Genomic DNA, 23,887 nt, shown 5'->3' with positions numbered 1-23,887 from the left:
TCGCTTTCCGCGGGCGGTCCGGGGAGCCTCCTCGGCGCTTAGGCGCCTGCGGGGTCTCCCCTGCCCCGTCCTCCCGCAGGAGTCTTCGTGCCTTCCGCTCCAATCAACAAGGATATAAAATTAACAATGTCCTTTAACACAGCCATACAAAAAAAAAGAAAAGCAAGCCGGATTAGCTTGCTAAAAGAGCAGAATGAAAGAATGAGGTCAGATTATGTATGAAAAAACGCTCTTTTTTAAAAGAGCGTAGGTAAAGACTAAAATTCGATGAGACCCAAGCTTACCTGCAAGGCTTCATCCACTTTCTCCATCATTTCGTCATCGAGATGAGTGATTTTATCGGTTAACCGCTGCTTATCAATTGTACGAATCTGCTCTAACAGAATGACCGAATCTCGTTCAAATCCGTAGCGCTTGGCATCAATCTCTACATGCGTAGGAAGCTTCGCTTTTTGAATTTGAGCTGTAATCGCTGCAACAATAACTGTGGGACTAAACCGATTCCCGATGTCATTTTGGATGACAAGTACAGGTCGGACGCCGCCTTGTTCAGAACCAACAACTGGGGATAGGTCCGCGAAATATACGTCACCACGCTTGACAATCAAAGGTTTACCCTCCGCTTACAAGACGTTCTACAGTATGTTCTGCCTCATATTCTGCTTGAAATGCTTCTGATGCAATTCTAAGATTTATCTTTGCCATTTCCATGTATCCACGTCTCATCGACTCGCGAATTTGTCTCTTTTTTCGTTCGCGTAAATACATTTTTGTTGCTTGGTAAATAAACTCGCTGCGGTTTACATTTTCTTGCTTAACGAAACCATCTAACTCAGTTAAAAGATGTTGCGGTAACTTCACTAAGATTTCCGTAGTTGCGCCGGATTCTGACACAAACATACACCTCCACCATCACTACACACCATTTTTAGCTAACCAGAAATGCTTTCTGACGCATAAATACAACGCCTTATGAAGCAGCTCTAAAGCCTCTCATAGGCGAGTTTTATCTGTACCATATTTTATAATAACACTAAACGAGCCCAATTCATAGACTAAAATATAATCCTACTGTATTATAAGCCAATAAATAGAGCTTTTATGCACAAATTACCGCAATATCATATTTATGTTCTAATTTCCTTCATTACGCCTGAAAGTTTTATAGCAGACCATTTTTTATCTCGACAATTTTTCCACCTTTTTTATAAAGGCGGGGAACACGATGGCCAATGATACACGGTACTTCATAATTAATTGTTTCAAGTTTCTCGGCGATCTCATTTACCGATAGGAATTGCTCCCTCTCTCTGCCAATTAGTGTGACAGTTGTCCCAACCGGCAGATTAGATGAAAGGCGAACCATGCATTGATCCATGCAGATTCTGCCGACAATTGGTGCACGCTTTCCATCCACTAACACTTCCTGGCCCTGCAGCTTGCGAATCCATCCATCTGCATAGCCAATTGGAATCGTGCCAATCCACTCTTCTTTCTCACTTACATAAGTTGCCCCATAGCTTACCTTATCACCCTTTTGAAGCTGTTTCACATGGACAAGCTTGGATTTTAGTGAAAATGCCTCTTTTAACGGAAAGGGAATTTCCTTTTCCATTTCGATAGAAGGCGTCAATCCGTACATCGCAATTCCCAGCCGTACTGTATTAAAATACGCTTTAGGAAACCGTAAAGTCGCCGCACTGTTACTGGAATGAACATACTTTGGCTTCTTCGTCAGTGCACTGATTATATTCTCAAATAGCGCCAATTGCTGTTGGAAATAGGTATCGTCCAATGTATCTGCCGTGGCAAAATGCGTATAAATTCCTTCAAAGTGAAATCGCTCGTCTCCTAGAATAAGCTGCTCGATCACTTGTAATTCTTCGCTGGTCCGAATCCCTAATCTTCCCATCCCCGTATCTATTTTTATGTGTAAAGAAACGCACTCATCTACCTTTAAGTGTTCTTTGGCTTTTTTTATCCAATCCTTTTGAAAAACGGTTAGTGTAATCTTATTTTGCGCTGCAACTTGTACGTCCTCAGGTCTTGAGGCACCCAAGACGAGAATTGGAGCCTTAATTCCTTTTTTTCTTAAAGCAACGGCTTCATCCATAAAGGCAACAGCCAGATATTCAGCCCCTGAAGCAAGTGCTGTTTCAGCGACTTGAACATCACCATGGCCATATGCATTTGCTTTAACAACCGCAATAATCGCAACATCTTCTGGTAAATGCGTTTTAACGGAGGCAACATTTTCAGCGATACAATCTAAATCGATTTCTGCCCAAGTATCTCGATAAAAATCCCCTTGCACTCTCATGTCTCCACTTCCTATTTTGAAATAAACCCCTTTCATTTTATCACAAAAATTTTTTTCGAAAAATAAAAAAAACAGACCCCAATATGGAGCCTATCTCATTCTACATTTATTTTACCGCTTCACCTTGAACCGATTTTGCCACTTCTATCATTTCTTCCTTCGTGAGGTTTTTCGAGGCGATCATGTAATCAACCCCGTCATAAGACCATGAAATGGAATGATCTGAAATCGCTCCAATCGTTATACCTAAATCTACAATCTCACCTTCCATATTGGTCGAAGATGTGGACGCAGCCTTTGCCGTTACTTTTTCCTGGATAAGTGTAAATGACTTTTTACCGTCATACGTGAGAACTACCCGTTTACCGTCTTCAATCGTAACCGGTTTTTCCTCGATTAATTTGGTCCCCTTTAGCTCAAAAGTCGGATACTTCACAGCAAAGCTCTGATCGCCGCCCTTTGCCATCGCCGGTAAATTGAGTTGACCCCGGGTCATATTCTTCTTCATATCGAAATCGTCCTTGTCGAAATCCGCTTTAAAGGTAACCTTCGAAAATTCTACAGTCACAAGGGCATTCCGGTCAGGATCCATTACTTTTACAACTGCAGGCGATAGATCACTCTTATTTAGCTTGATTTCTTGGATTGGAAGCATACTATTATTTTGATAACGGGTTTTCGTTTCAAATATATAATGTTTTTTTGTCGAGGAGAACTTAGCCTCTTTATCAGCGACAATGTCTTTAATCAACGATTCATACAAATAGGCTTGGCTGCTGTTTTGCGGCCAATCACTTTGGAAGCGAAAGCTCTTATTTAATGCAGGAGTCAGAACAAAAACCCCTTGGTTATTTCGTAAAATCATTTGGCTTTGGTCCTTTTCTGCATTTTTCAAATTTACGCGATAGAATGTAGGATCCTTATGCCAGATTTCTACGTTATATACCTGTGAATCTGAGCCCATTTTCAATGTCATTTTTGCTTTTACCTTATAGCTGGATAAGTCACTTTGCTTACTCTTTAACTCTTTCACCACATCGTCCTGTGATTTTGAGCCACAGGCAGCCAGCACGAAAATGACCATCAGCCCCGTAATGAGCAGCATTAACTTTTTCCTCATTCCTTCAACCCCTTCTTGTCTCATTTCATATGATTTTAAGAAGAGAAAGGCAGGGATCAGGCTTTAAAATGACCATAGCTGACCTTGTCTCTCCTAGTTCCCTATGAATATATGAGACAACCTGGGGGAATATTCGAAAAAGCTTGTATACCTATTTATTTTTATTTTGACTCCTCAATCACAACCTGGGCTACTGCATACTCCCTGCTGTGGGAGATGGAAAGATGCGCCTGGACGTCCGGTTTTACAATAAAAGGCTTCCCGAAAGCATCCGTCCCAATTTCAATATCTAAAAAGGACAGCTCCTTGCCAATGCCTGTTCCAAGCGCTTTTGAAAAAGCCTCCTTCGCAGCAAACCTTCCTGCTAAAAACTCTACCCTTCTTACTTCTGAAAGGATTTTAAACTTATTGTTTTCATTCTCAGTTAAGATCCGGTCGGCAAATTTGCTCTGCCTTGTAATGAGTTCGCGAATCCTGGAAAGTTCAATAATATCGATTCCAATCCCTTTAATCATCGTTCATCTTCCTTCTATTTAAATTATCAGCAGCATAATAGTGTACAAGACAAAAATTCTGTTTATGATGGTAATTGAGAGGAGGTTTTATCTTTGTTTACAAGAACTGAAAGCTTTCGTGAATTTATCCGATATTTTCCGATCGTTTCTATTATTGTGGCCATTCACATCGTATTATATCTTTTAACCATTTTACCCATCTTCCCAAACTATTGGTTTTTTGAAAATTTTTCAGGTGTAAATCTTTATATTATGGAAGGGGAATATTGGCGGCTGATTACCCCAATCTTTATGCACAGCGGTTTCCCCCATATGCTGTTTAATAGTTTTTCCCTTGTCTTATTTGCTCCGGCACTGGAGCGGATGCTTGGCGGCGGCAGATTCTTATTCGTCTACTTGTTGTCTGGACTGATTGCTAATGCAGCCACCTTCCTGCTAGAGCCGTTAACCTATACCCATGTTGGCTCAAGCGGCGCCATTTTTGGGCTTTTCGGCTATTATATTGCAATTATTATCTTCCGGAAACATTTGCTGTCAAAGCAAAACTCGCAAATTATCCTTACACTTTGTGCAGTCAGCTTAATTATGACCTTTTTACAGCCAAATATAAATATTACTGCCCATTTATTTGGCTTACTTGGCGGCTTTTTACTTGGAGCGATTCCTTACTATAATAAAAAGAATCTTTCGGATTCTATTAAAGGTACGGCTGACTGGGCTGGCAGAAGAAAGAAAAGCGTTTCATTGCAATCCCCAGTTAAAGTTCTCATCTGGGCAGCGATTTTCATCATTGCCGTCCTCGGCTTCTTTTCCCAAAAATAACAGGTATAGCTGCCGGAACATTTTCGGTGCTATACCTTTTTTTTGAAAATATTTTATAAAAAATATGGGAAGTCTAAGAAAAACATCGTGGAGTGGAGCAGTATGCCGATTTTCTCAAGTTCAAAAAAGCAGGTACAGCCTCAAAAAAAAACCTCGAAACATCCAGTAGTTCTTGGGGAGGATTTTGACGTTCGGGCAAAATGGTTTAAGGATACCTTTCAGAAAAGTGATGACATCACGTTTCATGAAATACTAGCAAATCACACACGGGTCGGCATTATTTTTATCCAGTGCATGGTCGATCAACAGGTATTCGATGATCAGGTATTAAAGTATATTGTTTCACCTGATTTTGCTTCATCCCAGAAGGAATTACTTCATAAATTACTCGATCTTAAAGCGATCAGCACGATGTGTACCAGTATACTGACAGATATGAAGGAAGCAACTGACCGTATCTTGGACGGACATATCATTATCTTTTTTGAAGGCGACAGTCGAATGCTGGCCATTCCTCTGACGAGCGTTGAAACACGAGCTGTAAGTGAGACGGCAAATGAGAACGTCATTAGAGGGCCAAGAGAAGCCTTTGTCGAGGATATCCATACAAATATCACAATGGTCCGCCGGAAAATTAAGTCTCCTGATTTAAAAATGGAACAGCTGTTGATTGGAAAATATACCAAAACGAAGGTAATGATTAGTTATATCGAAGGGCTATGCAAAGAAGAGTTGCTCACGGATGTGAAACAAAGAATCAACCGAATTGAAATGGATGGTGTATTAGCTAGCAGCTATATCGAGGAGTGTATCGATGATTGGCCGTTATCACCGTTCCCCCAATCGCAAAAAACGGAGCGTCCTGATGTCGCAGCTGCTGCACTGTTAGAGGGAAGAGTGGTTATTTTTGTAGATGGAACACCGATTCCATTGATCGTACCTGTTACCTTTTATATGTTCCTACAATCAGCAGAGGATTATTATCAACGTTATATTTTAACCAGCGTGATTCGCCTGCTGCGCTATGCCTTTTTAGTCGTTTCACTGCTATTTCCATCTTTTTATATTGCGGTTACGACCTTTCATACAGAAATGATTCCGACAAGTTTATTGATCTCCGTGGCTGCATCTCGAGAATTTGTTCCATTCCCTGCTATTGTGGAAGCATTTATTATGGAATTGGCGTTTGAAGCCTTGCGTGAGGCTGGAGTCCGCACACCGAAAGCGGTCGGTCAGGCAATTGGGGTCCTAGGAGCTTTGGTAATCGGACAAGCTGCGGTACAGGCAGGAATTGTGTCGGCTCCGATGGTGATTATCGTCTCGCTGACAGGAATTGCCTCCTTTATCATTCCCGGCTATGATTTAGCGTTCTCCATTCGCCTGCTCCGCTTTCCAATCATGATTTTATCAGGTACATTCGGCATCTTCGGATTGATGATTGGCTCACTTCTGATCTTTATACATGTAGTACATCTAAGTTCATTCGGCCAACCATATCTTTCCCCTACAGCACCGCTCAAGACTAGCGATCTAAAGGATACGTTTGTACGCGCTCCATGGTGGTCAATGAAACGCCGGCCATCGTTTGCCGGGGCAGCAGACAAAAATCGGTTAACGATTAACAGATCATTTCCCGAGGATGATGAAGATTAATGAAAACGCTAAAATGGCTAATCGTTATGTGTACTCTGGTGTTATCAGGCTGCTGGTCAAGTGTAGAAGTCAATAAACGGGCTTTTATCCAAGCCATGTACGTTGATAAAAGTGCAAATGGCGAGATGGAAATAACCCTGTCCTTCCCACTTCCCCAACGGTTGATTCCAGGCAGCGCCGGGGCTTCCGGAGGGAATCCATATGCCCAAATCTCGGCTACAGGAAAAACGGTGACAGATGCCTATCACAAAATGCAGGCAGATGAATCACGGGAACTAAGCTGGGGCCATACAAGGATTATTGTCGTCAGTGAAGAAATGGCTAAGGAAGGGATTGGACATGTTTTAGAATTCATTGTCCGTGAACCGAAATTAAATATCAATACTGCCGTATTAGTTACTCCGGGTAAAGCCAAAGAAATCGAAAATTTAGCACCGGTTTTCGAAACATTTCCAGGTGAGATCATCCGCAGATTCACCCAGGAACATATTACGTTATACACCACCCCGAAAGACTTCCTTGAAACGGAAAATGGCGATATGATCACAGGGCTGTTAACTAAGAAAAAGGAAAAAATGCTGAGTGAGAAAGGGAAGGAAAAATTGTGGGTCGGCACAGGCGGAATGGCATTATTTCACAATTATAAATTGGTCGGCACATTAAGTCCAAGTGAAGGCCGCGGGGCATTATGGCTGCGAAACTCGATAAATAAAGCAGCGGTAACAATTAAATCACCCACCGATGGGAAGCATATTAGTTTATTAGTCTTACAGGCGCATACGAAAATCCGCCCATCTAAAAAGGAACCATACACATTTAATGTGTATGTTACCGCAGAAGATGATATTTCAGAATCACAATCCAACATTGATTTATCGAAACCAAAAAATATCTATCACTTGGAGCGGATTGCCGAAAAGGAAATTAAGGATCGAATCAATGATGCGTTTCATGCTTCAAAAAGAGTCAAAGCAGATGTTTTTCAATTGGGCGAATACTTATTATGGCATAAACCAAAAATATGGAAAAAATCCAAAAAGGATTGGCCTGCTATTTATCAAGACAAAGTTAAGCTCAATATCCATGTTGATTTGAAGATTAAGCGTCCCGGCAGTGAAAATAATCCATTTTGGACAAAGGAATTACATTCATGATTATCATTATATTTTGTTTTCTACTGATCTTTTTTAACGAGTGGTTCTATTTAAAAAGTAAGAATCGTAAAAAAAGAACCTATTGGATTGTTTATTGTATTATGGGTGTCTCTTTTTCGTACTGTATTGCAACGGTCATATTTAAGCAAATGCCTAGCCCCAATGACTTGATCCTATTCCTATTTAAACCACTGCAGCAGAAAATACTAGGTTAGGTGGATTTCCTTGAAAACGGAGCAAATTACTCAAAATCAACTGATACTTTTTCTTATTATTTACTTCTATTCCACACTAGTTGGTTTCGCTGCTGCGCATTTAATCCACTTATCCCAATACGATATAGTGATTGTGCTATTGATTGGCGGCTTAGGAGGGGGCATTTATGCCTTTTTCACGATCAAGCTGGCTAAGCGGCGGCCGACTGAATTTATTAGTCATTATGGAAAGGAAATATTCCCTTCTTGGATCCATTATCTCTTCATGGGAATATATTGCTTTTCTTTTCTGCATATAAGTGCCTTTATTCTAAGAGAATACGAAGACTTTTTCGTCCAAACCTATTTGCCCGAAACACCGAACTGGGCTATAGGCATCATACTTGGCTTCGTTGTCGCAGTAACAGCCCGCTCAGGAGTGGTTACGTTATTTCGAACCGCGCAGGGATTATTTTTTCTCGTAATCATAGCCGATATCTTAATTACCGCTTTTATTGGAAAGGAATTAAAATGGGACAGGTGGATGGCCTTTGTCACGAACCATAGCTGGAATAACATTTATAAGGGTAGTTTTTACACCATTCCTTTTTTTGGAGAGGTAGTAATCTTGGTCTTTCTCTTTCCTTATTTATCTCAAAAGAGCAAGACTCATAAATCCGTTATTTGGGCTATTTCGCTGTCATTGTTATTCATCATCATAAATATGGTCTTTTTGTTATTACTCTTTGGTCCGAATCTGGCGAGTCATACTACCTATCCAATGTTGGAAATGGTACGTTATATCCGAATTGCTGACTTTATCGAAAACCTAGATCCATTTTTAATATCAATTTGGTCAACAACGATTTATTTAAAAATTTCTATCATGTTTTATTTATCCGTTCAAATCCTTGCCCATCTATTTCATCTTAAAGATCACCGGCCGCTTGTGTTTTCGCTCGCTGCTGTTATGGTCGCCTTATCGTTACAAATGTCGGGCGGTACATCCTCCCTTACCAGCTTTTTTACTGAATCATGGGCAGCCTATTCCTATTTTATTGAAGGTATTCCCATCTTGTATCTACTCATGGACACCTTAAAACGGTCTATAAAGAAAAGGTCTGCGAAAAAGGAAGAATCGAACTAAAAAGAGCATGGACAACGGGTCCATGCTCTTGCGCTTTTCTACTTATTGATGGTTATAGCTTCTTGGTTTTGATGATTTGCTGCTGGTTCTTTTTTCACCGCTTCTTGGCTTTACCGGTGCTTTTTTGCGACGATCGTTATAGCCGCCGCGGGAATCGTCTCTTCTTCTGCGGTCACCACGATCAAACTGTTTTCTATCTCTCTTTTGTGGCAGTGGTGATTCTTCCGTCAATTTAACAGGAGTCGTATCCGGTTCTTTTGTTAACATTTTTAAGACTGCAGCCACAACCGTTGCAGCATCGTTAGCTTCCAACAATTCATCTGCTGCCGCTTTGTAATAATGAAGGTTGTTAGACTCAATAGTTTGCGTAATTTTATCCACTACCGCACGCTGCTGGCCTTCTAATGCCTCATCAAGTGTCGGTGCCTTCATTTTTTCCATCTTCCGCTTTGTTGTTTTTTCAACAACAGCAAGATAGGATTTTTCACGTGGTGTAATGAAAGTCATCGCTACACCTGTTTTGCCGGCACGGCCTGTACGGCCAATCCGGTGGACATAGCTTTCAGGATCCTGTGGAATATCAAAGTTATACACATGGGTAACTCCGGAAATATCGAGACCCCTTGCGGCTACGTCTGTTGCAACAAGGACATCAATCGTTCCTTCTTTAAACTTACGTAAAACAGATAAACGCTTTGCCTGGCTTAAATCGCCATGAATTCCTTCTGCCGTATATCCTCTTTGTGTTAATGCCTCGGATAACTCATCCACACGACGCTTCGTCCGGCCAAATACAATCGCAAGCTCAGGTGATTGAATATCCAAAAGTCTTGTTAACACATCAAATTTATTTCGCTCTTGCACTTCAAGATAATACTGCTCAATCAAAGGAACAGTCATTTCTTTTGTTTTCACACGAACAATTTGGGGATCCTTCATGAACTTTTCAGCCATTCTCTGAATTGGTCCCGGCATGGTGGCTGAGAAAAGTAATGTTTGGCGTTCTTCCGGTGTTGAAGCAAGGATTGATTCAATGTCTTCAATAAAGCCCATGTTTAACATTTCATCTGCTTCATCAAGGATTACCGTATGAACAGTGTCAAGACGCATGGTCTTTCTATTGATATGGTCTAATACACGTCCTGGAGTACCTACGATAATATGTGGGGCTTTCTTAAGTGAACGGATTTGACGGCTGATATCCTGCCCTCCGTAAATTGGGAGTACACGCACTCTTTTGCCGGCACCTATTTTGTATAATTCTTCAGATACTTGAATCGCCAATTCACGCGTTGGCGCAATAATAATCCCTTGGATAGCATCTAATTTCATATCCACTTTTTCCACCAATGGAATACCGAATGCAGCTGTTTTACCAGTTCCTGTTTGCGCCTGGCCGATCAAATCTTTATTTTCTAGGCTCAATGGAATTGTTTCTGCCTGGATTGGTGTTGCTTCCTCAAAGCCCATTTTGAGAACAGCTTTTAACGTAGCTTGGCTAATGCCTAAGTCTTGAAACTTTGTCAATGTTTTCATTCTCCTTCATCTATTTGAAAATATGTTTCTTAAGTGCTGAATATATTCTCACACGCATCAAATGCGGTAATAAGTGCTTCTTTATTTTACCAAAAAAAAGAACATTCTCCAAAGGAGTATGCCCTTTTCGATCGTTCTTTAGACACGTTGATGATTATCATACCACTTTTACTAGTATTTTGCAATAAAGACGTCTAACCCCGCCTTACCGCTCCATCAAAAAGTCCAAAACTTGAGAAAATAGGGCAGAACGTTCTTCACAATGGCAAATATGGTGTTTCGAATCCTTTATATAGGTAAGCTTCTTTTGTTTCGCACCTATGGTTTGGTATAAGTATTCAGCACTTTTAGGCGGCACAATCCCGTCACAATCTCCTTGTGCAATCAATGTCGGCACTTTCACCTGACCTAGGAGAGGCTTGACCGATGAAACAAGCTTACGGAATTGTAATGTTGCCGCTAAAGGGGTTTCCGTTATTTTTCGTTTATAACGGTGAAATAATTCATTCTCTTGTAAGTTTCCTTGAAAGGAATCAAGGATGATTTTTTTAATATCGGCTCCGAGCTGCCTTGGATTCACATAATAGGCAGCAGCGCTAAGTAGAATCAGCTTGTCCACAGGATGTTTGGCGGCAAGAAAACTGGCAATCAAGCCGCCCATTGAAAAACCAATTACGTACACGACCTTACAGGCTTCATTGAGTTTTTTCAATTCAGCTTCGGCACAATCAATCCACTCTTGGTAGCGGACACCTTTTAAGGCGCCCGGTTCGCCGTGACCAGGCAGTGTAGGGACACTAAATAGCCAATCCGTGTTCTCCTCTAAAAAGGAGGCAAGGGGCTCTACTTCATACGGGGCACCTGTAAATCCATGAATAAGTAAGCAGCCAATCATCCGTTTCACACCTGCCAATTATCATAAATGGATTATTTTTGTAAAGCTGAAACGACTTCCTCTAACTTCATACCTCTGGAGGCCTTCACAAGAACTAATGTATCTTCATCCACGAACGGTTTTAATTCCTGAATAAGTTCTGCTTTATCTGTAAAAGCAAACACTCTTTTTTCTCCCAAGATCTTCTTAGCACCTATGGCGATATTCCCACCTAGTGAACCATACGTGAATAGATAATCAATTTTATCCCCGTTTAAGCCTTCTCCAATTTGCAAGTGGTACTGTTCTTCTTGCGGGCCAAGCTCTAGCATGTCTCCAAGAACAAGAATTTTCCGCTTATAGCCTTGCAGATTGGATACTAATTCGATGGCTGCCATCATGGAAGTTGGGCTGGCGTTGTAGGCATCATTGATGATTTTTTCCCCTAAGTGCCCTTCCACTAGCTCCATCCGCATATTTGTCAGCTTTATGCTCGTTAAGCCCGCATTCATTTTTTCAAAGGGAATGGAAAAATAATGAGCAATCAGCATCGATGCCAGCGCATTTAATATGTTGTGGGTGCCAAGAACCGGAAGCTCAAAAACAGTGTCAGCCCCATTCATTTTGAATGCGTTTCCTTGCTCGATTTGGGTAATTTCTGTTGGATAGAGATCATTGGTTTCGTTTCTGCCAAAGGTCTGAATCGTAATATTTCCTGTATTTTGTTGGATACGCTCCATTAGAAGCGGTTCATCGCCATGCAGGACAGCAAGACCGCCATCACGAAGACCTTGGAGAATTTCCAATTTCGCTTCAGCTATTCCTTCCCTTGAGCCAAGATCAAGAAGATGTGATTCCCCAATATTGGTAATCACAACTGCATCGGGACAGGCAAGTTTTGTCAGGAATTCGATTTCGCCTCTGCCGCTCATTCCCATTTCGAGAATGGCCATTTCCGTGTCTTCATGTAACCCTAGAACGGTTAATGGCAGGCCGATATGGTTATTATAATTCCCTTCCGTTTTTTGCACCTTATATTGAATCGATAATAACGCAGCCGTCATATCCTTCGTTGTTGTTTTTCCATTACTTCCCGTAATCCCTACCACTTTAACAGGTAATTCCTGCCGATATTTTCGCGCTAATTCCTGTAAGGCGGCCAGACAGTCATCGACAATGATAATTGGTAAGTCTAATGGCGGATTCGGGACATCCTTCTGCCAAAGGGCAGCTGCCGCACCTTTTCGGATGGATTCCTCTACATACTTATGTCCGTCCACATGTTCTCCCTTAAAAGGAATAAACAGATTTCCCGGATTAATCTTTCGGGAATCAATCGTCACTCCCTCAATCATCACATCAGCAAACTGGGGAATCTCATTTGAGGCGGAAACCATTTCTGCAATTTGTTTTAATGTGCGCTTTATCAAGTTGATACCCTCCCTTTATTGAGATTAAACAGAAACGGACACGGCACTTCAGCCGTGTCTCAAAGAATAGCGTAAGCGCCCTGGTCAGCGGCGTATGGCCTGGAGCGCTCCAACTGAGATAAAGGAAACACGAAGAGCGCTAGCGATTCGATGTTGACTTATCGTAGGGCGGAGAGCGAAGGACACTAGCCGCTAGGGCGCTGGAGCTGGACAATTCTCAAATTTGAAATTTCTTTCTTATCTTTTAAAAAGTATATTTAATATTTTGTTTCTCGGCATGTCGTTCTGTCGCCAAATTCACGAGACGCTCGATTAATTGTGGATATTCTACCCCTGTGTGCTTCCATAAAAGTGGGAACATACTGAACGGAGTAAAGCCCGGCATCGTATTCACCTCGTTAATTAGTGCCCTGCCATCTTTCGTTAAGAAGAAATCAGCACGAACAAGTCCTGAGCAATCCAATGCCTTAAAAGCCTGAATGGCCATTTCCTTTAAGATCCCGTACTCTTCTTCCGTGATGTCAGCCGGAATAATTAAGGCAGTGTCGCCATCTTCATATTTCGCTTTGTAATCATAAAACTCCGTTCTCGGAACAATCTCACCCGCTACAGAACATTCCGGTTCATCGTTGCCGAGGACAGCAATCTCAATTTCACGCGCCGTTACACCTTCTTCAATAATGACTTTGCGGTCAAATTGGAACGCTTCAGCAAACGCCAGATCTAATTCAGCACGATTAGTACATTTGCTGATTCCAACGCTTGAACCCAGATTTGCCGGCTTAACAAAGCACGGATAACCGAGTTCCGCTTCTACTTTAGCATAGGCCTCTTCCTTCGCCTTTGCCCACTCGCTTTTTATAAAAGCTACATAATTTACTTGTGTGAGTCCTGCCTGTGCAAAGATATTCTTCATTATCACTTTATCCATTCCGGCAGCTGAAGCCAGAACGCCGTTTCCTACGTACGGTAAATTTAGCAGTTCTAATAACCCCTGTACGGTTCCATCTTCACCGTTTGGTCCGTGTAATAGCGGGAAGATTACATCAAGCGGCCCTTCTTCCTGCTGGTCCTTTTGCTGAAATGACGGCGCAAGTGACAGCGGCGATAAAGAATGGCCTTTAGAAAATTCAAGTGCCTTAACATTTTCTACCGGTTCATTTAACTGTGGTCCTTTAATCCATTCGCCTTCAACATTTATGTAAATCGGATGAATTTCAAATTTTTCAAGGTTTAATGCATTGATGACAGAGCGTGCTGTCTGTAAGGATACACTATGCTCCGCGGATTTTCCTCCATATAACAAACCTAGTTTTGTTTTCATACCAAAACCTCCAATTCTGTTTCACGGTTTTATTTTAACACTTTATCAAATAAGAAAGGAAATGTAAGCAGACCTGTTTTTTAAATGTTTTTTTCTCTTCATTAGTTTATGATATATATGGCTTGCTTCAAAACAAACATTTGGTCCCACTATATAGAAAATCTCCCCAATCGGAGAGATTTAAATAACATTTAGTTTCCATTCTTTTGTTTTTTTATCAAAGATGATCTTCGCATGGTATGGTTTAGCGGAGATTTGTTCGTATTCTTCCACCATATCATCCATATTTGCAAAATCTCCAACCACCCAGATCGGTATTTCAATTCGGCCGCGCTGGTGGTCAGCATCCCGTAAGGATATACAAATTCCTTCCTTAATAAAAGGTGTTAACGAGAGGAGGATTTCTTTATTCACCTGCGGATAGGAGCGTTTCTTCCGCAGACCAAGGATTGATTTTTCCAGCTTCATTTCCCCAAGCTTGCCGGCCAGTGCTTCACTTAATAGATGGAAAAAATCCTTAAAGCTGCGATAATAGATTTTGTTATACCAGCCATCATCGTGGGCCAAATAAACAAAACGGTTGCCTAGTTTATTATAAAAAGGCAATCGTAAATGCTGCTTTTGATGGCCTAAATATAATAATTCAGCTAATTCCTGACCTGAAAGTTCATTCAGCACTTCTTCTTCAATAAAATCAATCCAGCAGAAGTTGCCGTAACTGTATACATCTTCTCCTGCTAACTTATTAATTCTCTCTTCCGGACAATATTCGAGCAGCGTATGCATATTAAAATCAGCATCATCAAAGCGGTGCTTTAGCAAAAGCAGATGATTTAATGAACCTGAAAAAGCAGCAGCAAATTCAGCGAATTCGATACCGTAGGACAGTACATACTGGTCTGATTGATTTAAATGAATATAGATAAGATCCCGTATGTCTTGATGATGCTTTTTCAAAGCCAAACTCCTCCGTTCAACTACATGAATGATATTAAAACGTGATTTCCATGAAACTTCCAATCGCCTTTATAAATACTTCCTTATTTTATCAAATAATAGGACAAATAGCATATTTCAATTCTTTTACAAAAAATGTTTATATGTTACACATACTATTTAAAATCCACCTGAATAGTATTTGTTCTTTTGCTCATTATAGACCAATGCACCTTTATGAAAGGAGTGTATATAGAACATGATTAAAGATATGACTCCCGATGAAATAAATCTTTATATTATTAAAACATTAAAAGAAAACAAAAAAGACGACTTTGAGACGATATTGGAAGAGCTCCAGCCATATGACATGGCAAAAATTTATGAGGAATTGCCGGAAAAACATAAAGGCAGGTTTCTATTATTTTTAAAGTTTGACGTGTTGGCTGACCTGATGGAGGAGCTTGATAAGTCTGAGCAGCTTGAATTATTGAACATTCTGGGCATTGAAAAAACCAGTAAGGTTCTAGATTTAATGGATAATGACGACCTGGCCTTATTATTAAATGAGCTTTCGCCAGAGAAGAAAGACTCGCTGCTTTCAGGAATGAAAGCAGAAGAGTCCAATGCCGTTAAAGGAATCATGAATTATCCTCCGGAAACAGCCGGAAGAATTATGACCAATCGATTTGTTTGGATTCGTGATTATTATACCGTCAGAGAAGCAGTTGATAAGTTTAAAATCTTTGCAGAGTTTGCGGAGTCGATTAACTACCTGTATGTCACTGACGAGGCACGAAGGCTTGTTGGGGTCGTCTCTTACCGGGATTTACTATTGGCAGAACCAGAGGAGAAAATCCGGACGATTATGTACGAACGGGTCATTTCCGTTTCAGTAACCACGGACCAGGAGGTAGTGGCACGAACGGCAGAACGTTATGATTTCTTAGCCATTCCGGTTGTCGATGACAACAATGTTCTTGTCGGAATTGTAACGGTCGATGATATTATCGATGTCGTGATTAAAGAAGCAAATGAAGATATTGAAAAGTTGTCGGCATCAGGGAAATCCATTGACTTTGAAACGAAAACATTCGTCGCTGCGGCAAGACGGCTTCCTTGGCTGATTTTACTCTTATTCATTGGTGTAATTTCCGGGAGGATCATCAGTAGTTTTGAAGATACGCTTCAGCAGGTGGTAGCCCTTGCCTTTTTCATGCCAATGATTGCCGGGATGACGGGAAATACCGGAACCCAATCACTTGCCGTAGTTGTTAGAGGGCTCATTTCGTATGACATTGATAGAAAAGTGGTTACCCGCTTAATCACTAGGGAGCTCGGTGTGGGGATTACGATTGGCCTCACCTGTGCCATTCTCATTGCCATTATCGCTTATATCTGGCAGGGAAATTTGATATTGGGCGCGGTTGTCGGCTGTTCCCTGTTTCTCACTCTTATTATCGGGACCCTTGCCGGGACGATTATCCCCCTGATCTTATATCGGTTGAAAATTGACCCTGCTGTCGCATCAGGACCGCTGATTACCACCTTAAATGATATATTTTCGTTACTCACCTACTTCGGAATCGCAACCATGTTTTTAAAGCATTTGATGTAGAGATCTTTTGATAAAATATAAATGAAACCTTTTACATGCGGAATCGTTATATAAAGGAGTGTACTATTTTCCCTTAATAGGTAATAAGTATTGTGAGCAAGCCTTTTCTTTGCTAGCATAAAATTAGTAAATATTAGGAAAAATCAGGTGTAGCCAATGGATGCAAACAAGAAAAAAGCCGATCGCTTCGATTGGACATTAACATTACTATTATTTCTTTTTTTCTTAGTCAGCTGTGCGGCGATTTATAGTGCACAAGCCTCGGGGCAATATGGCGCGACGAATTTCTTAATGATGCAAGTTTTTTGGTATGTAATCGGGGCCGCCATCATCACCGTGTCCATCTTTATCGACAGCTATCAATATAAGCGGCTTTCCTGGTATTTATATGGCTTTGGATTGATTTTACTTATTGGGGTTTACCTGGCACCCGAATCGATTGCCCCTGTTAGAAACGGCGCAAAAAGCTGGTTTGTCATTAAAGGGGTCGGGCAGATACAACCGTCCGAATTTGTGAAGACCTTTTTAATTTTGGCCTTAAGCCGGCTGATTACCACTCACCAGGAAAAGCATGTGGAGAAAACGCTAAAAACTGACTTTCTATTACTATTAAAATTAGGAATCACAACTGCAGTGCCGCTTGGGCTAATCATGCTCCAGCCTGACCTGGGGACTGGGCTCGTGATTTTATCGATTTTAACTGGACTTATTTTGATTTCGGGGATATCTTGGAAAATCATTATTCCAATCTATAGTTTAGGTGCGTCCCTTGGAGGACTTATATTCTACCTTGTCCTAATCAAGCCAGACTTTCTCGAAAAATATCTTCATGTGCAAACCTATCAATTTAACCGCATTTATGCATGGCTCGATCCCCATAGTCATACAACAAGTTCAAGCTACCACTTGTTAAAATCGTTAAGCGCGATTGGCTCAGGACTTATCACAGGAAAAGGGTTTGGCAATCGGGAAGTGTATATCCCGGAAGCCCATACAGATTTCATTTTTAGCGTGATTGGTGAAGAATATGGTTTTGTTGGCGGCAGTATCGTCGTCGGTCTCTTTTTTCTCCTTATTTATCATTTAATTAAGACTTCGTTAGACACCAATGACCCGTTTAGCACGTATGTCTGTACTGGAATTATCAGCGTCATCACCTTCCATGTCTTTCAGAACATTGGGATGACGATTCAAGTACTGCCAATTACGGGTATTCCGCTGCCATTTATCAGCTATGGCGGCAGCTCACTCATGGGGAATATGTTTGCAATGGGTCTGATCTACAGCATCCGTTACCACCATAAGACGTATATGTTCACATCAAAAAATTCGTTGCAGGCATAGATGAATTGGCGGCAGATTTTTGCATTTTCCCTTACATGGGCATAAATGAAGGAAAATGACCATATTCATTTCATTATTAGACAAACTGAGATAAACTATATTTGGTTATAACAATACATAAGCGAAGGTGAACTATGGCTAACTTTATTAACTCCATATTAGAATTTTTATCCCAGTTAGGATACCTCGGCATTGCCCTAGGTTTAATGATAGAGATTATCCCTAGTGAAATAGTTTTAGGTTATGGCGGATACATGGTTTCACAGGGACATCTCAATTTTGTCGGAGCGGTTATTGCCGGGACAATCGGCGGGACAATTGCTCAGCTATTTCTATATTGGGCTGGTTACTATGGCGGCCGGCCATTTTTAGAGAAATACGGAAAGTACGTCCTTATTAAGAAGAGCCATATTGATGTAGCAGAGCTTTGGTTTAGAAAATATGGTGCTGGAGTCATATTCTCGGCCCGGTTTATCCCTGTTGTAAGACATGCTATTTCCATTCCTGCCGGGATTGCCAAAATGTCAGCGACCAAATTCACTCTTTATACCGTGGCAGCTGTTTTGCCTTGGTCGATTCTTTTTATTTATTTAGGAAAGGTATTGGGCAAAAATTGGTCACATGTAAAGGAAGTTGCCCAGCCATATATATTGCCAATTATCATTGCCGCAATTGTTTTGGGAGCAATCTATTTTTTAATCAAAAAAACGAAGAAAACCACCGAATAACGAAATTCGGTGGTTTTTATTTATAACATGACTCCAGTAATTGCGGCTGTTAATAAGCTTACAAGTGTTGCCCCAAATAACAATTTAAGTCCAAACCTCGCCACCACATTTCCTTTCTTTTCATCCAAGCCTTTTACGGCACCGCTGATAATTCCAATCGATGAAAAGTTAGCAAAGGAAACAAGGAAGACTGAAATGATGCCAACGGTTCTGCTTGATAGCGAATCTGTGATTTTTCCTAAATCCATCATCGCAACAAACTCATTTGATACTAATTTTGTCGCCATGATGGTTCCTGCATCAACAATTTCGGAAGCAGGTACCCCAACGATAAAGGCAAATGGTGCAAATACATATCCAAGCGCCATTTGGAAGCTAATCCCGAAGATGACGGCAAAAACGTGATTTATCATACTAATTAAGGCAACAAAGCCGATCAGCATGGCCCCAACAATGATTGCCACCTTAAAGCCATCCATGATATATTCCCCAAGCATTTCAAAAAAGGTTTGTTTTTCTGCCCCTTCAATTTCAATAATATCCTCTTTTTCTGTTACTTCATAAGGATTAATGATATTTGCAATAATAAATCCGCCAAATAAGTTTAATACAAGGGCAGTAATAACATATTTTGGCTCAATCATTGTCATGTATGCCCCTAAAATCGATGCCGATACTGTTGACATGGCCGAGGTACATAATGTATACAAGCGATGTTCAGGAAGGTATGGAAGCTGTTTTTTTACCGAAATAAACACTTCCGATTGGCCAAAAATAGCAGATGCCACCGCATTATACGACTCTAATTTCCCAAGACCATTAATCTTACTTAACACGAGGCCAAGGAAACGGACGATAATCGGAAGGACTTTTATATACTGAGCGATTCCAATTAATACGGAAATAAAGACAATCGGCAAGAGAACATTCAAGAAGAAAGGCCCTGCCCCTTTATTCGCAATTCCGCCGAATACAAAATTAACACCATCAGCAGCATAGGCTAGAAGATGTTCAAATAACCCTGCTATTCCTCTGATTATCACAAGCCCTACTTCGGTATTAAGCAGGATGAAAGAAAATATCAGCTGTAAAACGAGCATAATAGCAATCGGTTTCAATTTAATCCCTTTTTTATTATTACTTACGATAAAGGCAAGCAAAAAAATAACGACTAATGCTGCCAAAAACAATATAAATTTCAAAAACATTCTCTCCTATTCTGATGATGTTATCTCCAAGATGTAAATTATTCGACAAAAATCGACAGCGTTTTCAAACATAAATTTGATTATAGAATTGCATCTTATTCATGTCAACCATATGTAAGGAAGTAGTAAAATTCAGGATATTCGCTATCATCTAACTTTTATTTTTCCCTTATTGAGATTAAATCATCCACCTTTTTTCCTCACAGCAAATAGGCATGGAGACCCTTCTCCACGCCAGTCAAGTATTCAATTCAATCTGAACATCTACCTTTGCTGCACCACACTTACCCGATCTTTATATAAATAGTAGAAATAAAGCAGCATCGCAATGAAAATGGACACAGCGGACGTTTTATAAATGCTGCTATATCCGAACAGATGGCTGATCTGACCAAACATCATCGCCCCTAAACCAATCCCCAAATCGAAAAAAGAAAAAAAGGTCGCATTCGCCATTCCTCTCCGATTTATTGGGACTCTCTCGATCGACCATGCCTGCAGGGCAGGCTGTACCGTACCAAAACCTAGACCGTATAAAACTGCAGCTACAAAAAGAACACTGCTGTTTGGAAGCCAAGATAGCAGCATCATCGCGATCAAAATCAACAATGTCCCTGGAATAAAGACGGCCCGGTGTCCTTTTCGGTCATATAGCTGTCCAGCAAAAGCCCTTGTGGCCATCAGTGCAAGTGCATATAAGAGAAAGTACAATTGGATGCCGGCAATATGCCTTTCAGCAGTATATAACGGGAGAAAGGCAGCGATCCCTCCAAATGTAAAGGTGATAAAGAACATCAGCATCGATGGCTTCAAGGCATTTTTCTCATACAGATCCAGCTTTTCCTTTTTCTTCTTCTGCCGTGGTTCGACCTTTTTGTAGGTAATTCTTGATGACAATAAAAGTGCTACCATTCCTAATCCGGCACAAATTAAGAAAAATTGTTTAAACGAAATGATGCCGGTTAAAATCAGCCCCAGGGAAGGACCGAATGCCAGTGCTAAATTGCCTGACAGTCCATAATACCCCATTCCCTCTCCTCTCCTAGACGCCGGAATTAAATCCGTCGCAATCGTTCCGGAGGCAGTCGTGGAAAATCCCCAGCCGGCACCTTGAACAACGCGCATCGCAAAAAGGAAGACAATGCTTGTTAAAAAACCAAAGGATCCGACTGATAGGACAAAAATGGCTAGTCCAATGAGATAAACAAATCCCCTGCCCTTTGTTTCAAGTGAACTTCCTGCATATGGGCGCAGCAATAAGGCTGAGAAGGTAAAAATCCCTACAACAAATCCGATTAATTGATCATTCCCGCCCAAATCTTCGACAAATAGTGGAATGGTTGGAAGCGTCATTTGAAATCCAAGAAAGATAAAGAAATTTGCCAAACAGATCAGGACAAAATCTTTTGTCCAAATTCTTTCCTTCGTCAGCTGTTTTTCCATAAAAGGTAAAAACCCCTTTCAAATAATGAAAATGAAAAAACGTTTCTACGATTGGTAGAAACGAAATTTCACGTACAAACATTGGTTACTTTACATTTGCTGCTTCAATGGCACGTTTCATTGCCTGCATTTGACCTAAATGAAGTGACTCGTGGAAAACCGCAAAGTTCGCAAGCTCACCAAAGGTTTCTTGACCAAGGAACGGAGTCTGTAGCTTTTCGTTAAAGCTTTCTCCTGGAATTTCCTTGATTCTTTTGATTTGCTCCTTTAACTGTGCAGTCAATTCCTGCACTGATGGAACGTCGCCCTGCCAGTCAGCTGGTTTAGTACCTGTGGCAAATAAATCCATATAATTCGCTGGCAGGTTCGTTGATTTTTTTGGGAAGCCAAACATAAATTGCTCCGCAACTGTTAACACATGACCAATATGCCAGTGGATTGTATTGTTAAACCCATGCGGCTGTGTATCTACAATCGCCTCATCTAACGCCTCTACATTTTTAATAAAATAGCTCCTTGTTAGCTCAAAGCTCTTAAATAGTAATGCACTCATTTTCATTAGCCTCCCTACTGGTTACATAGCTTCATTCTATACCATTATTCACCAATTATGAAACGAAATGCCCTACATTTCTTCAGGTGCTTCTATTCCTAATAATCGCAAGCCTTCTTTTAGAACGACGGTGACACTGTAAACAAGGGACAAGCGTGCATGTTTTTCGGCGCTTTCTTCTAGAATCTTTACTTCGGCATAATACTTATTGAAGGCTTGGGCAAGGTCGACAATATACTTGGCCACCTGAGATGGATCGTAATTCTCGCAAGCTCTTTTAATAGCTGGTGCAAATTCCATTAATAGGCTTGCCACCTTCCATTCTTTATTCCAAGAATTCGTGCATGCTTCAGGCTGTGACTTGGCCTGCCAATTTGCTTTTCGTAAAATAGAACATGCCCGTGCAAACGTATATTGGACATATGGCCCTGTCTCGCCTTCAAAGCGCAGCATTTCCTCTAAGGAAAATTCAATGTCATTCATCCGGTTGTTCTTTAAGTCGTGGAAAATAACCGCCCCCACGCCCACCTGTTCCGCTACGGCATCTTTGTTTACTAAATTGGGGTTTTTCTCCTCGATGTTATGACGCGCCATTGCAATGGACTCGCTTAATACCTCTTCTAAAAGAACAACTTTTCCTTTACGGGTCGACATCTTTTTGCCGTCTTTTAACATCATGCCGAATGGAACGTGTTCCATTTTCTCTGCCCATTCGTAACCTATTTTTCCCAAAACGGCAATTAACTGTTTAAAATGGAGGCTTTGTTCGTGGCCAACTACATATACAGATTGGCCAAAGTCATAGTTTTCCTTTCTATAGAGAGCGGCAGCTAAATCACGTGTGGCGTAAAGCGTTGCACCATCTGATTTCTTAATCAGGCATGGGGGCAGGCCTTCTTCGGCTAGCTCGACTACCATGGCCTGATCGGATTCTACTAGCAGCTGTTTCTCCTCCAGCAGCTTGACGATTCGATCCATTTTATCATTATAGAAGGCTTCGCCTGCATAGGAGTCAAATTCGACATTCATTAGCTCATATATTCTTGAAAATTCTTTGAGCGATTCATCGCGAAACCATTGCCACAAGCTTAAAGCCTCCGTGTCACCATCCTCGAGACGTTTAAACCAGCTGCGTCCTTGATCTTCAAGCGATGGATCTGTTTCTGCTATTTCATGAAACTTAATATAGAGTGCCAGTAACTCCTTAATGGGATTTTGTTTTACCTTTTCTTCACTGCCCCATAGATTATAAGCGGTAATAAGCTTCCCAAATTGGGTGCCCCAGTCGCCTAAATGGTTAATTTTTATGGGCTTATAACCGCATTTTTCTGTAATTAGGGCAATAGAGTTTCCGATTACAGTAGAGCGCAAATGACCCATCGAAAATGGCTTAGCGATATTCGGTGACGACATGTCAATCGTGACGTGACCGCCATTGCCAAATTTGTGGTCCCCGAAATATCCCTTTTGCTTAATGATGCTGTCGATCAGCTGTTCCGAAACAAGCTTTTTATTTAAAAAGATATTTAAGTACGCCCCAACAACTTCAACCTTCTCAAATGTTGGCGATTGAATCTTTTCACTGAGTTCCTGGGCGATCAAATGAGGTGATTTTCTTTTCAGCTTCGCTAATGTGAAACACGGAAAGGCTAAATCACCATGTTCGGTGTTTTTTGGCTTTTCGATCATCATTTCCAGATCCGCTGCTGTGATTTCCTGGTCAAGCAGCTCAAATAGAATGGCTGCCAGCTCCTTCTTAAAATTCATATTCAAAAGACCTCCTTTTATTAAAAAAACAAAAAACCCCCGCCTCTTATAAAAAGAGACGAGAGTTTGAATATCCCGCGGTACCACTCTAATTGTTCAAATCTGAACCGGCTTTGCTTTGTAACGAAGAATTCTCCGTCGCACCCTACTTCATTCGGGTGAGCATCTCAAAAGTGCGCTTCATTATCTGTTCCGTACCAG

At 41.0% G+C, this 23,887-nt stretch carries 21 protein-coding genes and 1 other annotated feature (1 of these 22 only partly in view); of the genes, 7 read left to right on the top strand and 14 right to left on the bottom strand.

Translation table 11 applies throughout. The features are described 5' to 3' along the window. Window positions 1-257: 257 nt before the first annotated feature. From ndoA to acpS, 5 genes are all read right to left on the bottom strand, one after another. Window positions 258-608, bottom strand: a complete 351-nt coding sequence (gene ndoA / locus FAY30_RS01470) for a type II toxin-antitoxin system endoribonuclease NdoA (RefSeq protein ID WP_007083556.1) — start codon at window positions 606-608, stop codon at window positions 258-260. Window positions 609-612: 4 nt separating this feature from the next. Continuing rightward, a complete protein-coding gene (locus tag FAY30_RS01465; RefSeq protein WP_071354167.1) occupies window positions 613-894 on the bottom strand; it encodes a CopG family ribbon-helix-helix protein in 282 nt (93 codons plus the stop codon). A gap of 268 nt (window positions 895-1,162) precedes the next feature. Further along, window positions 1,163-2,320: an alanine racemase gene (gene alr, locus FAY30_RS01460; RefSeq protein WP_149868236.1), complete on the bottom strand. Its 1,158-nt coding sequence runs from the start codon at window positions 2,318-2,320 to the stop codon at window positions 1,163-1,165. Window positions 2,321-2,426: 106 nt separating this feature from the next. After that, window positions 2,427-3,440: an outer membrane lipoprotein-sorting protein gene (locus FAY30_RS01455; protein WP_149868235.1), complete on the bottom strand. Its 1,014-nt coding sequence runs from the start codon at window positions 3,438-3,440 to the stop codon at window positions 2,427-2,429. 161 nt (window positions 3,441-3,601) lie between these two features. Then, window positions 3,602-3,955: a holo-ACP synthase gene (gene acpS, locus FAY30_RS01450; RefSeq protein ID WP_149868234.1), complete on the bottom strand. Its 354-nt coding sequence runs from the start codon at window positions 3,953-3,955 to the stop codon at window positions 3,602-3,604. Between the two features lie 93 nt (window positions 3,956-4,048). Here acpS and FAY30_RS01445 point away from each other — a divergent pair, with 93 nt between their 5' ends. The 4 genes from FAY30_RS01445 (at window position 4,049) to FAY30_RS01430 (ending at window position 8,925) form a co-directional block, all read left to right on the top strand. Further along, on the top strand, window positions 4,049-4,777 hold the full coding sequence (locus FAY30_RS01445; protein ID WP_149868233.1) for a rhomboid family intramembrane serine protease: 729 nt from the start codon (window positions 4,049-4,051) through the stop codon (window positions 4,775-4,777). 102 nt (window positions 4,778-4,879) lie between these two features. Then, the gene (locus FAY30_RS01440) at window positions 4,880-6,430 is read left to right on the top strand and encodes a spore germination protein (protein ID WP_149868232.1); all 1,551 of its coding nucleotides are present in this window, start codon (window positions 4,880-4,882) and stop codon (window positions 6,428-6,430) included. Further along, a complete protein-coding gene (locus FAY30_RS01435) occupies window positions 6,430-7,584 on the top strand; it encodes a Ger(x)C family spore germination protein (protein WP_149868231.1) in 1,155 nt (384 codons plus the stop codon). Before FAY30_RS01440 ends, FAY30_RS01435 begins: the two co-directional genes overlap by 1 nt. 225 nt (window positions 7,585-7,809) lie before the next feature. Next, window positions 7,810-8,925, top strand: coding sequence for a GerAB/ArcD/ProY family transporter (locus tag FAY30_RS01430; protein ID WP_190284784.1), 1,116 nt, complete (start codon window positions 7,810-7,812; stop codon window positions 8,923-8,925). Window positions 8,926-8,967: 42 nt separating this feature from the next. Here the strand turns inward: FAY30_RS01430 and FAY30_RS01425 are convergent, their stop codons facing one another. The 5 genes from FAY30_RS01425 to FAY30_RS01405 form a co-directional block, all read right to left on the bottom strand. Further along, on the bottom strand, window positions 8,968-10,461 hold the full coding sequence (locus tag FAY30_RS01425) for a degradosome RNA helicase CshA (RefSeq protein WP_411675472.1): 1,494 nt from the start codon (window positions 10,459-10,461) through the stop codon (window positions 8,968-8,970). Window positions 10,462-10,666: 205 nt separating this feature from the next. Continuing rightward, window positions 10,667-11,356 (bottom strand): alpha/beta hydrolase, encoded by a 690-nt coding sequence (locus FAY30_RS01420; protein WP_149872553.1) that lies wholly within the window; start codon window positions 11,354-11,356, stop codon window positions 10,667-10,669. Window positions 11,357-11,388: 32 nt separating this feature from the next. Beyond that, on the bottom strand, window positions 11,389-12,765 hold the full coding sequence (locus FAY30_RS01415; RefSeq protein ID WP_149868228.1) for a UDP-N-acetylmuramoyl-tripeptide--D-alanyl-D-alanine ligase: 1,377 nt from the start codon (window positions 12,763-12,765) through the stop codon (window positions 11,389-11,391). A gap of 244 nt (window positions 12,766-13,009) precedes the next feature. Beyond that, the gene (locus tag FAY30_RS01410; RefSeq protein WP_149868227.1) at window positions 13,010-14,089 is read right to left on the bottom strand and encodes a D-alanine--D-alanine ligase; all 1,080 of its coding nucleotides are present in this window, start codon (window positions 14,087-14,089) and stop codon (window positions 13,010-13,012) included. A 180-nt stretch (window positions 14,090-14,269) separates the two neighbouring features. Further along, entirely contained in the window at window positions 14,270-15,046 is a 777-nt protein-coding gene (locus tag FAY30_RS01405; protein WP_149868226.1) for a hypothetical protein, read from the bottom strand. A 238-nt stretch (window positions 15,047-15,284) separates the two neighbouring features. Here FAY30_RS01405 and mgtE point away from each other — a divergent pair, with 238 nt between their 5' ends. The 3 genes from mgtE to FAY30_RS01390 all read left to right on the top strand — a co-directional run bounded on the left by mgtE (window position 15,285) and on the right by FAY30_RS01390 (window position 18,715). Next, window positions 15,285-16,643, top strand: a complete 1,359-nt coding sequence (gene mgtE / locus FAY30_RS01400; RefSeq protein ID WP_149868225.1) for a magnesium transporter — start codon at window positions 15,285-15,287, stop codon at window positions 16,641-16,643. A 156-nt stretch (window positions 16,644-16,799) separates the two neighbouring features. After that, the gene (locus tag FAY30_RS01395) at window positions 16,800-17,987 is read left to right on the top strand and encodes an FtsW/RodA/SpoVE family cell cycle protein (RefSeq protein WP_149868224.1); all 1,188 of its coding nucleotides are present in this window, start codon (window positions 16,800-16,802) and stop codon (window positions 17,985-17,987) included. Between the two features lie 134 nt (window positions 17,988-18,121). After that, the gene (locus FAY30_RS01390; RefSeq protein WP_149868223.1) at window positions 18,122-18,715 is read left to right on the top strand and encodes an undecaprenyl phosphate transporter UptA; all 594 of its coding nucleotides are present in this window, start codon (window positions 18,122-18,124) and stop codon (window positions 18,713-18,715) included. Window positions 18,716-18,735: 20 nt separating this feature from the next. Here FAY30_RS01390 and FAY30_RS01385 read toward each other — a convergent pair whose 3' ends face one another. The 4 genes from FAY30_RS01385 to argS form a co-directional block, all read right to left on the bottom strand. Further along, on the bottom strand, window positions 18,736-19,917 hold the full coding sequence (locus tag FAY30_RS01385) for a NupC/NupG family nucleoside CNT transporter (RefSeq protein WP_223820861.1): 1,182 nt from the start codon (window positions 19,915-19,917) through the stop codon (window positions 18,736-18,738). A 270-nt stretch (window positions 19,918-20,187) separates the two neighbouring features. After that, entirely contained in the window at window positions 20,188-21,366 is a 1,179-nt protein-coding gene (locus FAY30_RS01380) for an MFS transporter (RefSeq protein WP_149868221.1), read from the bottom strand. Window positions 21,367-21,451: 85 nt separating this feature from the next. Beyond that, window positions 21,452-21,919 (bottom strand): DinB family protein, encoded by a 468-nt coding sequence (locus tag FAY30_RS01375; RefSeq protein WP_149868220.1) that lies wholly within the window; start codon window positions 21,917-21,919, stop codon window positions 21,452-21,454. A 72-nt stretch (window positions 21,920-21,991) separates the two neighbouring features. Further along, window positions 21,992-23,686, bottom strand: a complete 1,695-nt coding sequence (gene argS, locus FAY30_RS01370; RefSeq protein ID WP_149868219.1) for an arginine--tRNA ligase — start codon at window positions 23,684-23,686, stop codon at window positions 21,992-21,994. Between the two features lie 51 nt (window positions 23,687-23,737). After that, window positions 23,738-23,887 (bottom strand) — a binding site (T-box leader); it runs 64 nt beyond the window's last position.

The organism is Bacillus sp. S3, from assembly GCF_005154805.1.
Taxonomy (GTDB): Bacteria; Bacillota; Bacilli; order Bacillales; family Cytobacillaceae; genus Neobacillus.
Note: the sequence above shows the minus strand (reverse complement) of the source record. Positions and strands in the feature narration are given on the sequence as shown.